Genomic DNA, 13,424 nt, shown 5'->3' on the forward strand with positions numbered 1-13,424 from the left:
TGAGGACGCAGAAAAAACAAAACCCCGGAGGGACGAACCTGCCGGGGTCTTCAACACCGGAAGGCGCACCGCCTTCCGAACGCGATCGAGGGCGATGTCAGTTGGCGATGAACGCCTCGATGGCTTGAGTGAATTTCATGGTGGGCGGGATTGTGGGGATCTCTGTTAACAAAGGCAAGCACCACGGTGTGCGGTGTTGGCCGGAAGTCACGGTAGCGAATATGCGGCCTGCATCGAGCCTTGCAAGCCCTAGACGACCAGCCTGTACCCCACCGCCGTCTCCGTCAGCAGATGCTTCGGCTGCGCCGGATCGGCCTCCAGCTTCTGCCGCAGATGCCCCATGTAGATCCGCAGGTAGTGGCTCTGGTCGGTGTACGACGGGCCCCAGACCTCGCGCAGCAGCTGGCGCTGCGTCAGCACGCGGCCCGCGTTGGCGACGAGCACCGACAGCAGGCGGTATTCGGTCGGCGTGAGGTGCACCTCGGCGCCGGCGCGGCGCACCAGGCGTGCGGAACGGTCGAGTTCGATCTCGCCGAAGCGGAACAGCGCCTCGGGTGCCGCTTCCTCCGTGCTGCTGGCGGCGCGCGGGCGCCGCAGGTTGGCGCGCACGCGGGCCAGGAGCTCGCCGGTGCCGAAGGGCTTGGTGAGGTAGTCGTCGGCTCCGGCGTCGAGGGCGGCGATCTTGTCGGCCTCGTCGGTGCGTGCCGAGAGCACGATGATCGGCACCGCAGACCAGCCGCGCACGTCGCGGATCAGCGAAACGCCGTCGCCGTCGGGCAGGCCCAGGTCGAGCACGAGCAGGTCGGGCTGGCGGGTGCCGGCCGCGGCGAGCCCGTCGCGCAGGGTGCCGGCCTCATGAACCACCCAGCCCTCGGCCTCGAGCGCGCCGCGAACGAACCGGCGGATCTGCGGCTCGTCTTCGATCACGATGGCGGTGGGAGAAGGCATGGGGTCAGATTTGGGCTTCGGCAGGCTCCGGCGGCTCGCGGCGCGGGAGGGTGACCGTGAATTCTGCACCGCCATCGCGCGCATTCTCGGCAGTGATCTCGCCGCCGTGTGCGCTCACCACGGCCTTGCAGATCGCCAGGCCCAGGCCAACACCCGGCGTCGCCGACTCGGCCTCGCCGCGCGTGAACTTGTCGAAGAGCTTCTGCTCGTGGCCCAGCAGTGCGGCCGGCAGGCCGGGGCCGTGGTCGCGCACGGTCAGCACCAGCGCGCCGGGCTCCGCGCGCGCGCCGACCACGATGGGCGGCGCGCCGTACTTGGTGGCGTTCTCCAGCAGGTTGACCAGCACGCGCTCGATGAGCACGGCGTCGAACTCGACCAGCGGCAGGTCGGGGTCGAGCGCGGTCTGCACCACGGTGCCGCCGAGCGAGGTGCGCGCCGCGCGAATGGCCGAGCCCACCACCTCCTCCACCGACTGCCAGTCACGCCGCAGGTTCACCGCGCCGCCTGCGATGCCGCTTTCGAGCCGTGCCATGTCGAGCAGGTTGCTCACCAGCGCATGCAGCTCGTGCGCCTGCGCGACGATGGCGCGCGCGGCCTCGGCATGTTCCTCGGGCGGCAATGTCTGCAGCGACTCGGCCAGTGCGATGAGCGCGGTGAGCGGCGTGCGCACGTCGTGCGAGATGGCGCCCAACAGCGCGTTGCGCAGGCGCTCCGATTCCATCTCGACCACGGCCTGCTGCGCCACCTCGACATAGTGCACGCGCTCCAGCGCGATGGCGATCTGCCGCGCCAGCGTGTCGAGCTGCTGCGCCTGTTCGGGAATGAGCAGCCAGCGCGGCTGTGCGGGCGAGAGCGCGAGCACGCCGCGCACGCGCATCGGCGCGCGCAGCGGCACGTAGTGCCAGGGCTGCGCGGCGAGCGTGGCGGTGGCCAGGCCGGCGCTCTGGCCATGGCGGAAGGCCCAGTCGGCCACCTGCGGGTCGAAGCCTTCGGGTGCATCGGCGGGCATGACGAGCTGGTCGGCCGCGTCGGTCACGAGCACCAGCGCATCGCCGCCGAAGTGACCCCGCACGGCGGCGGTGCCGAGCGAGACCACCTGCGAGGCCTCCAGCGCGGCCGACAGCTCGCGGGTGAGTTCGAACAGCGATCGCGCGCGCCGCTCGCGGCTGGTCGACACGCCCGCCGCGAAGCGCAGCCCGGCCGTGAGCTGCCCCACCAGCAGGCCGACGCCGAGCATGATCGCGAAGGTCAGCACGTACTGCACGTCGCTCACCGCGAACGACAGGCGCGGCGGCACGAAGAAATAGTCGAAGGCCGCGACGTTGAGCAGGGCCGCCAGCGCCGAGGGCCCGCGCCCGAAGCGCATCGCCACGCCCACCACGCCGAGCAGGAACAGCATGACGATGTTCGACAGCTCCAGCACGCTGGCCAGCGGCGTGCACAGCAGCGTGAGCGCGATGCTGGTGGCCGCTGCCCACGCGTAGCCGGGCCAATGGATGGGGGCCTTCTCATGGTCGTCGCTGTCGACGAGCGCGCCCTGCAGCGAGGTGCGCGGCAGGCGGCGTGCACTGTCGGCGGGCGCGACTTCCATGATGTCGAGCGCCGGCGCGCGTAGCGCCAATGCGCGCGCGAGCGGCACCGCCCTCGCGGGCCACCAGCGCCGCCAGCCTGTCTCGGGCTGCGAGCGCCCCAGCACCAGCGTCGCGCAGTTCAGGCGCCTCGCCTGTTCGGCCAGCTGCTCGGCGACGTCGGACCCGGTGAGCACGGCCGTGGCCGCGCCCAGTTCTTCGGCGAGCTTGAGCACCGCGAGGATGCGGTCGCGCTCGGCGGCGGCCAGCCGCTGCAGCCGCGGCGTCTCGACGTAGACCGCATGCCAGCGCACGTTGAGCTGACCTGCGAGCCGCGCCGCCGTACGCACGGTCTGCGCCGCACCTTCATGCGGGCCGACGCAGGCGAGGATCGCGCCCGATGTGTTCCAGGCCTGCAGGTCGCGCCCGCTTCCGACCGCGCCCGATTGCTCCACGCGCCAGCCGCGCACGTCGTCTTCCACGTGTTCGGCGGTGCGCCGCAGCGCGATCTCGCGCAGCGCGATGAGGTTGCCCTTGCGGAAGAAATTCTGCGCCGCACGCTCGGCCTGCTGCGGCAGGTAGACCTTGCCGGCCGCCAGCCGCGCGGTGAGCTCGTCGGGCGTGACGTCGACCAGCACGACCTCGTCGGCCTCGTCGAGCACGGTGTCGGGCACGGTCTCGTGCACGCGCACGCCGGTGATGGCGCCGACCGTGCCGTTGAGGCTTTCGAGATGCTGCACGTTGAGCGCCGACCAAACCTCGATGCCGGCGGCCAGCAGCTCCTGCACGTCCTGCCAGCGCTTGGCGTGGCGCGAGCCCGGGGCGTTGGTGTGGGCGAGCTCGTCGACCAGCAGCACGGCCGGCTTGCGCGCGAGCGCGGTGTCGAGGTCGAACTCGGCCAGCGTGCGGCCGCGGTACGCGATCTCGCGCAGCGGCAGCGCGTCGAGCCCCGCGAGCAGCGCGGCGGTCTCGCTGCGGCCATGGGTCTCGACCACGCCGATCAGCACGTCGCGCCCGGCGGCGCGCTCGCGCTGCGCAGCACTGAGCATCGCCCATGTCTTGCCGACGCCCGCGCTGGCGCCGAAGTAGATGCGCAGCTTGCCGCGCTGGGCGCGCGCCTCGTCGCTGCGCAACTGCGCGAGCAGCGCGTCGGGGTCGGGGCGGAGCACTTCGTTCATCGGCGGCAAAGGTTAGCGCATCGGGCCGTCCTTGCGGCGGCCTGCATGGCGCCGCGCGGTGCGCGACAGCGCCCACCACGCGAAGCCCAGCGGAACGAAGAGCGCTGCCATGGCCAGCAGCGCCATCAGCAGGTCAGTGACCATGGCGCAGGCCGCAGCGTGCGAGGTGCTCGCGCCAGCTCACGAGCCGGCCGATCTCGCCCGAGGGCACGCATTCGACCAGCCGGTGCAGCACGTCGGCGTAGCGGGCAAGAGGCAGGCGGATCATCAGGCGCACGCAGGGCGCGTCGCTCTCCTGCGAGCTGCAGGCATGCAGCAGCGGCTCGCAGCGCACCACGCCGGCCTCGGGGCAGCCGGCGATGCTGCGGCGCACGCGCAGGGCGTCGGCGCAGCAGACCGTGACGTCGAGCACGTGGAACGGGCTGTCGTTGCCCTTGCCGGTGTTCATGGAAGCGCGCGTTCTCGGCACGCCGGGGTGTTCTCGATAGGCGGCATAGGCCATGGCTTTTTTCTCCTCAACGCGGTGTCGAAGGACTGAATGAACCGGAGGCCGCGTCCAGCGCGATGTTCAGCGCCAGCACATTGACGCGCGATTCGCCCAGGAAGCCCAGCAGCGGCTTCTGCGTGTTCCTGTCGATCAGCGACTGCACCTGCGACAGCGGCATGCCGCGCACGCGCGCCACGCGCGCCGCCTGGTACTGCGCGGCGGCGGGGCTGATGTCGGGGTCGAGCCCGCTGGCCGAAGCCGTGACCAGGTCGACCGGCACCGGCGCCGTGTTGTCCGGATCGGCCGCGCGCAGCGCTTCCACGCGCGCCTTCACCGCATCGGTGAGCGCCGGGTTGAGCGGACCCTGGTTCGAGCCGCCCGAGGCGCTCGCGTTGTAGGGCTGCGGCGCGGTGGCCGAGGGCCGGCCCCAGAAGTGCTTCGGATCGCTGAAGTTCTGGCCGATGAGCTTCGAGCCCACCGTGGTGCCGTCGATCACGATCAGGCTGCCGGCCGCCTGCGCGGGAAACGCAGCCTTCGCGACGCCGGTGACGGCCATCGGGTAGATCAGGCCGGTGAGCGCGCTCAGCAGCACGAAGAGCACGAGCGCGGGGCGGACGATGCCGCCTTCGCTGCCATTGCCTTGGACATTGACGGTGTTGTTGTTTTTCATGACTGAATACTCCTCAGACGAGATGCACGGCGACCAGCAGCCAGTCGATCAGCTTGATGCCGATGAAGGGCACCAGCAGGCCGCCCAGGCCGTAGATGGCGAGGTTGCGGCGCAGCAGCGCGGCCGCGCCCACGGGCCGGTAGCGCACGCCCTTGAGCGCCAGCGGGATCAGGAACACGATCACCAGCGCATTGAAGATCACCGCGCTCAGGATCGCCGACGACGGGCTCGCCAGCCGCATCACGTTGAGCGCGCCCAGCTGCGGGTAGGTCGAGATGAAGATCGCCGGGATGATGGCGAAGTACTTCGCCACGTCGTTCGCGATCGAGAAAGTGGTGAGCGAGCCGCGCGTCATCAGGAGCGCCTTGCCGGTCTCCACCACCTCCAGCAGCTTGGTCGGGTTGGAGTCGAGGTCGACCATGTTGCCGGCCTCCTTGGCGGCCTGCGTGCCGCTGCCCATGGCCACGGCCACGTCGGCCTGCGCGAGCGCGGGGGCGTCGTTGGTGCCGTCGCCGGTCATCGCCACCAGGCGGCCTTCGGACTGGTACTGGCGGATCAGCGCGAGCTTGTCCTCGGGCGTGGCTTCGGCCAGGAAGTCGTCCACGCCGGCCTCGGCGGCGATGGCTGCCGCGGTGAGCTTGTTGTCGCCGGTGATCATCACCGTCTTGATGCCCATGCGGCGCAGCTCGGCGAAGCGCTCCTTGATGTCGGTCTTGACGATGTCCTTGAGCTCGACGATGCCCAGCACGCGGTTGCCCTCGGCCACGGCCAGCGGCGTGCTGCCGCGGCGCGCCGCTTCCTCGGAGGCGCGCAGCACCTCTGGCGCCGCCGTGCCGCCAATGGCCTCGACGTGTCGGCGCACCGCGTCGACCGCGCCCTTGCGCAGCAGCACGAGGTCGGTGTCCAGGCTGTTGGGGGCGGCTGGCAGATCGGCGCCGCTCATGCGTGTCTGCGCGGTGAAGGCGACGAAGCGGGCGCCCTCCACCGGCGTCAGCTCCAGGCCTTCGCGGCGCGCGAGCTCGACGATGCTGCGGCCCTCGGGCGTCTCGTCGGCCAGCGAAGAGATCATCGCGGCGCGTGCGAGGCGCGCCTTGGTCACGCCCGGCGCGGGCAGGAAGGCGCTGGCCTGGCGGTTGCCGTGCGTGATGGTGCCGGTCTTGTCGAGCAGCAGCACGTCGACGTCGCCGGCGGCCTCGACCGCGCGGCCCGAGGTGGCGATCACGTTGGCCTGCATCATGCGGCTCATGCCGGCCACGCCCACGGCCGACAGCAGGCCGCCGATGGTGGTCGGAATCAGGCACACCAGCAGCGCGACCAGCGCGGTGAGCGACACCACCGTGCCCGCACCCGCGGCCTCCACGCTGAAGATGGAGAACGGCAGCAGCGTGACCGTGACCACCAGGAACACGATGGTCAGCGCCACCAGCAGGATGGTCAGCGCGATCTCATTGGGCGTCTTTTGGCGCTTGGCGGCCTCGACCATGCCGATCATGCGGTCGAGGAACGATTCGCCCGGGTTCACCGAGATGCGCACCACCAGCCAGTCGGACAGCACGCGGGTGCCGCCGGTCACGGCCGAGAAGTCGCCGCCCGACTCGCGCACCACGGGTGCCGATTCACCGGTGATGGCGCTCTCGTCGACCGAGGCCACGCCTTCGATGACTTCGCCGTCGAGCGGGATCACGTCGCCGGTTTCCACGAGCACCACGTCGCCCTTGCGCAGGTTCGGTGCCTGCTCGGGAAGCCACTGGGCGCCGTGGTGCGGCTCCTGCAGCTTCTTGGCCCAGGTGTCCTTGCGCAGGCCGCGCAGCGAAGCGGCCTGCGCCTTGCTGCGGCCTTCGGCCAGCGCCTCGGCGAAGTTGGCGAAGAGCACCGTGAACCACAGCCAGACGGTCACGGCCAGCACGAAGGCGGGCTTCATGCCGGTGTCGCCCGGGAAGCTCAGCGCATGCACCCAGAGCACCGTCGTGAGGATGCTCCCGATGTAGACGATGAACATCACCGGGTTGCGCCACTGGGTGCGCGGGTTGAGCTTGGCGAAGGCGGCCCACAGCGCGGGCCTGACCAGCGCCGCATCGAAGAGCGAGAGAGAGGTTTTTGTATTGGCGGTCATGGTGCGCTCCTTCTCATTTCCAGAGCACGAGGTGCTCGACGATCGGGCCCAGGGCCAGCGCCGGCACGTAGTTGAGCAGGCCGACCAGCAGCACCGTGCCGATCAGCAACGAGACGAAGAGCGGGCCGTGCGTGGGCAGCGTTCCGCTGGTCACGGGCAGGCGCTTCTTGGCGGCCAGCGCGCCGGCCACGGCCAGCACCGGCACGATCATCGCGAAGCGGCCGAGCCACATCGCGAGCGCGAGCAGGCCGTTGTAGAAGGTCGTGTTGGCCGACAGGCCAGCGAAGGCGCTGCCGTTGTTGTTGGCGGCCGAGGTCAGCGCGTACAGGATCTCCGAGAAGCCGTGCGCGCCGGGGTTGGCAATGCCGGCCTTGCCCGCACCCGCGATCACCGCCACCGCGGTGCCGGCCAGCACCAGGATCGGCGTCACCAGGATGGCGATGGAGATCAGCTTCATCTCGCGCACCTCGATCTTCTTGCCGAGGTACTCCGGCGTGCGGCCGATCATCAGGCCGGCGATGAACACCGCGAGCATCGCGAAGATCAGCATGCCGTACAGGCCCGAGCCCACGCCGCCGAACACCACCTCGCCGAGCTGCATCAGCACCAGCGGCACCATGCCGCCGATCGGGGTGAGCGAGTCGTGCATGCCGTTGACCGCACCGCACGAGGCGGCCGTGGTGATGGCGGCGAAGAGCGAGGAGGCGTCGATGCCGAAGCGCACCTCCTTGCCCTCCATGTTGCCGCCGGCCTGAAGCACGCCGTGGATCTGGTCGACGCCCAGCGGAGTCAGCAGCGGGTTGCCGGCCTGCTCGGCGGGCGTGATGACGATGACCGCGACGACGAACATCACCGTCATCGCCGCGAGCACCGCCCAGCCCTGGCGCATGTCGCCCACCACGTGGCCGAAGGTGAAGCACAGCGCGGCCGGGATCAGGAAGATCGCGATCATCTGCAGCAGGTTCACCAGTGCCGTCGGGTTCTCGTACGGATGCGCCGAGTTGGCGTTGAAGAAGCCGCCGCCGTTGGTGCCCACCATCTTGATGGCTTCCTGCGAGGCGACCGGGCCCATGGCGAGCGTCTGCGTCTTGGTGGTGGCGTCTTCCATCACCGGCTGGCCCTTCTCGTCCTTCAGCGGCTGGCCGTCGGCGCCGTTCTTCGGCTGCTGGAAGGCGGTGGTCTCCAGCGTGTTCGCTTCCTTGTAGGCGTCGAAGTTCTGGATCACGCCCTGGCCCGCGAAGACCACGGCCAGCACGAACGAGATCGGCACCAGCACCCACAGCGTGACGCGCGTGATGTCGGCCCAGAAGTTGCCCACCAGCCCCTTGCCGTCGCCGCGCCGGGCGAAGCCCCGCACCAGCGCGAAGGCCACCGCGATGCCGGTGGCGGCGGAGAAGAAGTTCTGCACCGTGAGACCCAGCATCTGCGTGAGATAGCTCATGGTCGACTCACCCGCATAGCCCTGCCAGTTGGTGTTGGAGACGAAGCTCACCGCGGTGTTGAAGGCCGAGTCGGGCGACACGGCCGCCATGCCCGCGGGGTTGAGCGGCAGCCAGGCCTGCAGGCGCTGCAGTGCATAGACGAAGATCGCGCCGATGGCATTGAAGGCCAGCAGCGCGAAGGCATAGCGCAGCCAGTGCATCGACTGCTCGGGCCTGGTTCCCGAGAGCCTGTAGAGCGGCGCCTCGACGCGCTGCATCCAGCGCGGCACGCGCTCGTTGCACAGCGCGGCAAGGAACTTGCCCACCGGCCATGCGAGCAGGCCCAGCAGCACCAGGAAAAGGGCCAGCAGGCCCCAGGTGGAGGAGGTCATTTCAGAATTCCTCCGCGCAGATCAGCGCGAACACCAGGTACGCGAAGAGAACCACGGCGATCAACGCGCCGAAGCCATAGAGAACTTCGAGGCTGATCACGACGCGGCTCCATCGGCGGCGGCGTTCGGCGCCTTCTTGTTCGACGGGTTCTTCGGCGCATCGAGCCTGTCCAGCCCGACCACCATGGCCCCCACCACGGCCCACAGCGCCAGCAAGGCGCCCACCCAGACGATGTCCATGCATCACTCCTGCATACGAGAAAAGATGGGAGTCAGTCTCGGCAGACGGGCGTCAAAACGGGGGAAAGAGTAAGGGGGTGGGCGTAAAGAAAGCGTAAAAACGCGAATGCCCTGCGCAAATAGCCCCTGCCTGCGAGGGCCATTGCCCAGCCCCATCGACAGTCGATCTCCGCCGTCAAATAATCAAAGCACTTTGCTTGATTAATAATGAACCTGCGATGAACAAGCAATCCAAAGGCCTGCCCCCGGATGCCGCCAGGCCCGCCTGGATGCCGCACCAGCCGGCAGACCGCATCCTCTCGACGCTCAAGACGCGTGGAGCGCTCGGCATTCCCGACATCGCCAAGGTGCTCAACGTCACGGTGGAGGCCGTGCGCCAGCAGATGGCCAAGCTGGAGGCCGAGGGGCTGGTCGATTCGGAAAGCCGCTCCAGCGGCCGGGGCCGGCCCACGCAGATCTGGCGGCTCACCGGGGAGGGCCACAAGCGCTTTCCCGACACGCACGCCGAGATGACGGTGCAGATGATCAGCGCCGTCATCAGCGTGTTCGGGCAGAAGGGCATGGACCAGCTCATCGGGGCGCGCGAGGCGACGATGCGTGCCAACTACACCGAGGCCATGCGCGGCGCGCGCAGCCTGAAGACACGGCTGGAGCGGCTGGCCGAGATCCGCAGCCGCGAGGGCTACATGGCCGAGTTCCGGTCCGATGAGGAAGGCGATGGCTTTCTCTTCATCGAGAACCACTGCCCCATCTGCACCGCCGCGCAGGCCTGCACCGGCTTCTGCCGCAGCGAGCTGCAGCTGTTCGACGAAGTGCTGGGCCCCGACGTGAACGTGAGCCGCGTCGAGCACATGCTCGCGGGCGCGCGGCGCTGCGCCTACCGGATCGAACCCAAGGCCAGGGCGAACGCCTGAGCCCCTTTTTTCTTTTTTCAACCACCACGAGGAAATCACGATGGAACACAAGCTACCACCCCTGCCCTACGCGCTCGACGCACTGGCCCCTGAGTACTCGCAGGAAACCCTCGAGTACCACTATGGCAAGCACCACAACGCCTACGTGGTGAACCTCAACAACCTGCAGAAGGGCACCGAGTTCGAATCGCTGACGCTCGAAGAGATCGTCAAGAAGTCCAGCGGCGGCATCTACAACAACGCCGCGCAGATCTGGAACCACACCTTCTTCTGGAACTGCATGAAGCCCCAAGGCGGCGGCGCTCCCACCGGCGCGCTGGCCAAGGCCATCGAAGCGAAGTGGGGCAGCTACGACGCCTTCAAGGAAGCCTTCGTGAAGTCGGCCGTGGGCAACTTCGGCTCGGGCTGGACCTGGCTGGTGAAGAAGCCTGATGGCACCGTGGACATCGTGAACACGGGCGCAGCCGGCACGCCGCTGACGACTGCAGACACCGCGCTGCTGACCGTGGACGTCTGGGAGCACGCCTACTACATCGACTACCGCAACCTGCGCCCGAAGTTCGTCGAGACCTTCCTGGCCAAGCTGGTCAACTGGGACTTCGCCGCCAAGAACTTCGGCTGATCGATCTCTCGATCAGTCGTTGATCAGGTTCAGGATGTTCCCGTCCGGGTCCTTGAACCACGCGACCTTCATGTCGCCCATGACGTGGAGGTCGCCCACCAGCTTCGCATGAGGCATGTCGTAGTGCTCGAAGCGCACGCCCCGCGACTTCAGCGCATCCACGATGCGCTCGATGTCGCCGCCGACCGACCATGTCACGGCCGTCGCCTGGTTGGTGCCCGCGAACTGCGAACGGTACACGTTGATGCGCGTATTGCCGCTGCGATAGACGATGACTTCGTCGCCTTCCGCATCGACCTGCGACAGGCCCAGCGTGTCCTCGTAGAAACGGCGGGCCGTGGCGAGGTCTTTCACCGCCAGGTTGGCCACCGCGTTGATGTTTCCGAGCATGCGAGTCTCCTGTAGGGCCCGGCGGACCATCGAGCGGCGCCAGGCGAGCCAAAAATACTCAACCATCCGGTGCAGTATTCAGTGCTCGCCGAGACCCTGTCAAGTCAGGTTCCCGACAAAAGGTTTCAGCGCTTCGAGGCCACGTTGCGCGCCAGCAGGCACAGGAGTTCGTACATCAGCGTGGCGCCCAGCAGCGCGGTGTTGCCCGACGGGTCGTAGGGCGGCGACACCTCGACCACGTCTGCGCCGACGAAATCCAGGCCGTCGAGGCCGCGCAGCAGGCCCAGCGTTTCGCGCGTGGTCATGCCACCGATCTCGGGCGTGCCGGTGCCCGGCGCGAATACCGGGTCCAGGCCATCGACATCCAGCGACAGGTAGGTGGGGCCGTTGCCGACGATGCGCCGAGCCTCCTGCACGATCGCCTCGACGCCCCTGGCCTCGAACTCCTCGATGAAGACCACGCGCATGCCACTGTCCAGCGAATAGCGCCAGCCTTCGTCGGAGTTCTGCGCGCCGCGGATGCCGATCTGGATAGTGCGCTTCGGGTCGAGCAGCCCGGCCTCGACCGCGCGGCGAAACGGCGAGCCATGGCTGAACTTGGAGCCGAGGAAGTCGTCCCAGGTGTCGGTGTGCGCGTCGATGTGCACCATGCCCAGCGGCTGGCGAGGCGCCATCGCCTGGAACACGGGAAAGGTGATCGAGTGGTCGCCGCCCGCGGCCAGCACCGTCTTGCCGGCGGCGAACAGCGGCTCGAAGAAGCGGCGGATGTCCTCGTGCGAACGCTCCAGGTGGTACACGTCGGTGAAAGGCACGTCGCCCACGTCGGCCACGCGGCACGCCTCGAAGGGGTTGAAGCCGCTCACGTGGTGGATGGCGCGCGTCATCGACGACATGTTTCGAATCTCGCGCGGGCCGTAGCGTGCGCCGGGGCGCGCCGTCACGCCGCCGTCGAACGGCACGCCGGCCAGGGCGATGTCGAAGTCTTCGAGGCGCTGTGCGAAGGGCACGCGCATGAAGGTCGGGATGCCGCTGTAGCGCGGCAGCGTCTGCATGGCGGTGTCTGTGTGCATGGAGAAAGCAGCTTCAGAACGTGGCGGGGGTATTGGTCCACAGCACCCGGGTCTGGGTCTTGCCGGGATTGCGGTAGCTGTGCGGCACGTCGCTCGAAAAATAGAACGAGTCGCCGGCCGACAGCAGGTAGACCTCGTCGCGCAGGCGCAGCTCGAACTCGCCCTCGATCACGTAGCCCATTTCCTCGCCGGCGTGTGCGATCTGCTCCAGGCTCTCGGCCTTGGGCTCGAGCACGTGGATGTCCGCCTGCAGCAGCTGGCCGCGAATCGGCACGATCACCCTCTCGAGCTTCACGCCGCGCTTCTTGCCCCGCAGGCCGGTGAACTCGATCACCGGGCGTTCGGACGCCCGGGTCACCGGCGACGTGGGCGGCGCGAAGGAAGCCGTGAGCTCGGCGACGTTGGTGTCCAGCGCGCGCGCCAGGCGGTGCAGGTTGGCCAGCGACGGCATGACCTGGCCACGCTCCACGCGCGACAGCAGGCTTTCGGAGCAGCCGGCCGCGTCCGCGAGCGCCTTCAGCGTCAGGCTCCGCACCATGCGCGCATGCTTGAGCCGCGGCCCCAGCGCCGACAGCGCGAGGTCCGCGTCCGCACCAGCCGCCGGGGGAGAAGAGGCCACGGGCAGGGGGGTCGTCTTCTTGGAAGTGCGCATGTCGAATCGTCGGTGAGCCGGCGGCGGGCCGGGGAAGGTCAGGCAGTTGCCAGCACGGTGAAATGCACTTCGACCGGGCGGTTGTCGTTGATCGGGACAATATCCTGCGGACAGGCCGACATGACCACCACGCAGTCCATCTCGGCGCGCAGATCCACATGGTCGCCGGCCTTGGATACGGGCGGCAGCCAGTCTACGCCGCCCGATGGGCCCACCGGAATGTTCATCCACAGATTGAGCGGCTGCGGCACCTCGCGTGCGCGCAGGCCGATGGCCTTGAGCGCCATGCGCATGTTGTCGGCGCAGTTGTCGTGGTACTCGGTCACGCCGAGGTTCTGGTAGCGGTAGGCGTCGCAGGCGGCCATGAGCGTGTCGTGCACGCCGGGCGAGGTGTCTGCCAGCAGCGTCATGATGGGTCGGCGGCGGTTGGTGGCCAGCGGATCGCCGGCCTTGGGAATGATGCGGTCGATGACGGCGCGCGCGTGCTCCATCGACATGAATTCGCTCAGGTCGTCGGCCTTGAACGCCCAGAAGTCGCACACCTGGCTGCCGTGCGTGTTGATGACGCGGATCACCTGGCCCTTGGCGAGCCGCACGGCACGGCCGTTGCGCGCGGGGACCTCGTAGCGCCTGCCGAGCTCGGGCGTGCCGTCGGCCGACACGGGCTCGCGCAGCGTGTTGTTGGCACCGACGGGTTCGCCGTTGTCGGCGACGTGGGTGTGCGCATGGGAATGGGAGATGGCTTGGTCGTCCATGGTC

General features: G+C 68.7%; 15 protein-coding genes. 2 read left to right on the forward strand and 13 right to left on the reverse strand.

The features are described 5' to 3' along the window. Nucleotides 1-249 precede the first annotated feature (249 nt). Genes kdpE through ACHMXA_RS01450 form a run of 9 tightly spaced genes read right to left on the reverse strand, consistent with a single transcriptional unit; the run spans nucleotide 250 to nucleotide 9,017 of the window. Nucleotides 250-948: a two-component system response regulator KdpE gene (gene kdpE, locus ACHMXA_RS01410; RefSeq protein WP_395317883.1), complete on the reverse strand. Its 699-nt coding sequence runs from the start codon at nucleotides 946-948 to the stop codon at nucleotides 250-252. 4 nt (nucleotides 949-952) lie between these two features. Further along, nucleotides 953-3,694, reverse strand: coding sequence for a DUF4118 domain-containing protein (locus ACHMXA_RS01415; RefSeq protein WP_395317885.1), 2,742 nt, complete (start codon nucleotides 3,692-3,694; stop codon nucleotides 953-955). Nucleotides 3,695-3,706: 12 nt separating this feature from the next. After that, nucleotides 3,707-3,838 (reverse strand): hypothetical protein, encoded by a 132-nt coding sequence (locus ACHMXA_RS01420; RefSeq protein WP_395317887.1) that lies wholly within the window; start codon nucleotides 3,836-3,838, stop codon nucleotides 3,707-3,709. After that, on the reverse strand, nucleotides 3,828-4,196 hold the full coding sequence (locus ACHMXA_RS01425; RefSeq protein WP_395317889.1) for a hypothetical protein: 369 nt from the start codon (nucleotides 4,194-4,196) through the stop codon (nucleotides 3,828-3,830). Before ACHMXA_RS01425 ends, ACHMXA_RS01420 begins: the two co-directional genes overlap by 11 nt. 13 nt (nucleotides 4,197-4,209) lie before the next feature. Continuing rightward, on the reverse strand, nucleotides 4,210-4,851 hold the full coding sequence (gene kdpC, locus ACHMXA_RS01430) for a potassium-transporting ATPase subunit KdpC (protein WP_395317891.1): 642 nt from the start codon (nucleotides 4,849-4,851) through the stop codon (nucleotides 4,210-4,212). A gap of 13 nt (nucleotides 4,852-4,864) precedes the next feature. Continuing rightward, nucleotides 4,865-6,964 (reverse strand): potassium-transporting ATPase subunit KdpB, encoded by a 2,100-nt coding sequence (gene kdpB, locus ACHMXA_RS01435; protein WP_395317893.1) that lies wholly within the window; start codon nucleotides 6,962-6,964, stop codon nucleotides 4,865-4,867. A gap of 13 nt (nucleotides 6,965-6,977) precedes the next feature. Next, nucleotides 6,978-8,777 (reverse strand): potassium-transporting ATPase subunit KdpA, encoded by a 1,800-nt coding sequence (gene kdpA, locus ACHMXA_RS01440; protein ID WP_395317895.1) that lies wholly within the window; start codon nucleotides 8,775-8,777, stop codon nucleotides 6,978-6,980. 1 nt (nucleotide 8,778) lies between these two features. Beyond that, complete coding sequence (gene kdpF, locus ACHMXA_RS01445) at nucleotides 8,779-8,877, reverse strand: K(+)-transporting ATPase subunit F (protein ID WP_019657711.1); 99 nt, start codon at nucleotides 8,875-8,877, stop codon at nucleotides 8,779-8,781. Continuing rightward, a complete protein-coding gene (locus ACHMXA_RS01450; protein ID WP_395317898.1) occupies nucleotides 8,874-9,017 on the reverse strand; it encodes a hypothetical protein in 144 nt (47 codons plus the stop codon). Before ACHMXA_RS01450 ends, kdpF begins: the two co-directional genes overlap by 4 nt. A 218-nt stretch (nucleotides 9,018-9,235) precedes the next feature. Between ACHMXA_RS01450 and ACHMXA_RS01455 the strand changes: the two genes are divergently transcribed. After that, complete coding sequence (locus ACHMXA_RS01455; protein ID WP_395317900.1) at nucleotides 9,236-9,931, forward strand: helix-turn-helix transcriptional regulator; 696 nt, start codon at nucleotides 9,236-9,238, stop codon at nucleotides 9,929-9,931. A 40-nt stretch (nucleotides 9,932-9,971) separates the two neighbouring features. Continuing rightward, nucleotides 9,972-10,553, forward strand: coding sequence for a superoxide dismutase (locus ACHMXA_RS01460; protein ID WP_395317902.1), 582 nt, complete (start codon nucleotides 9,972-9,974; stop codon nucleotides 10,551-10,553). A 12-nt stretch (nucleotides 10,554-10,565) separates the two neighbouring features. Here ACHMXA_RS01460 and ACHMXA_RS01465 read toward each other — a convergent pair whose 3' ends face one another. The 4 genes from ACHMXA_RS01465 to ACHMXA_RS01480 all read right to left on the reverse strand — a co-directional run bounded on the left by ACHMXA_RS01465 (nucleotide 10,566) and on the right by ACHMXA_RS01480 (nucleotide 13,420). Continuing rightward, nucleotides 10,566-10,943: a VOC family protein gene (locus ACHMXA_RS01465; protein ID WP_395317904.1), complete on the reverse strand. Its 378-nt coding sequence runs from the start codon at nucleotides 10,941-10,943 to the stop codon at nucleotides 10,566-10,568. 125 nt (nucleotides 10,944-11,068) lie between these two features. Next, nucleotides 11,069-12,013, reverse strand: coding sequence for an agmatinase (gene speB / locus ACHMXA_RS01470; protein WP_395317906.1), 945 nt, complete (start codon nucleotides 12,011-12,013; stop codon nucleotides 11,069-11,071). 13 nt (nucleotides 12,014-12,026) lie between these two features. After that, nucleotides 12,027-12,551, reverse strand: a complete 525-nt coding sequence (locus ACHMXA_RS01475; protein WP_395321195.1) for a helix-turn-helix domain-containing protein — start codon at nucleotides 12,549-12,551, stop codon at nucleotides 12,027-12,029. Nucleotides 12,552-12,703: 152 nt separating this feature from the next. Then, on the reverse strand, nucleotides 12,704-13,420 hold the full coding sequence (locus ACHMXA_RS01480; protein WP_395317908.1) for a DUF1989 domain-containing protein: 717 nt from the start codon (nucleotides 13,418-13,420) through the stop codon (nucleotides 12,704-12,706). Nucleotides 13,421-13,424: the final 4 nt, after the last annotated feature.

Origin of the sequence: Variovorax sp. UC74_104 (assembly GCF_044055375.1) — a bacterium.
Lineage (GTDB): Bacteria > Pseudomonadota > Gammaproteobacteria > Burkholderiales > Burkholderiaceae_C > Variovorax.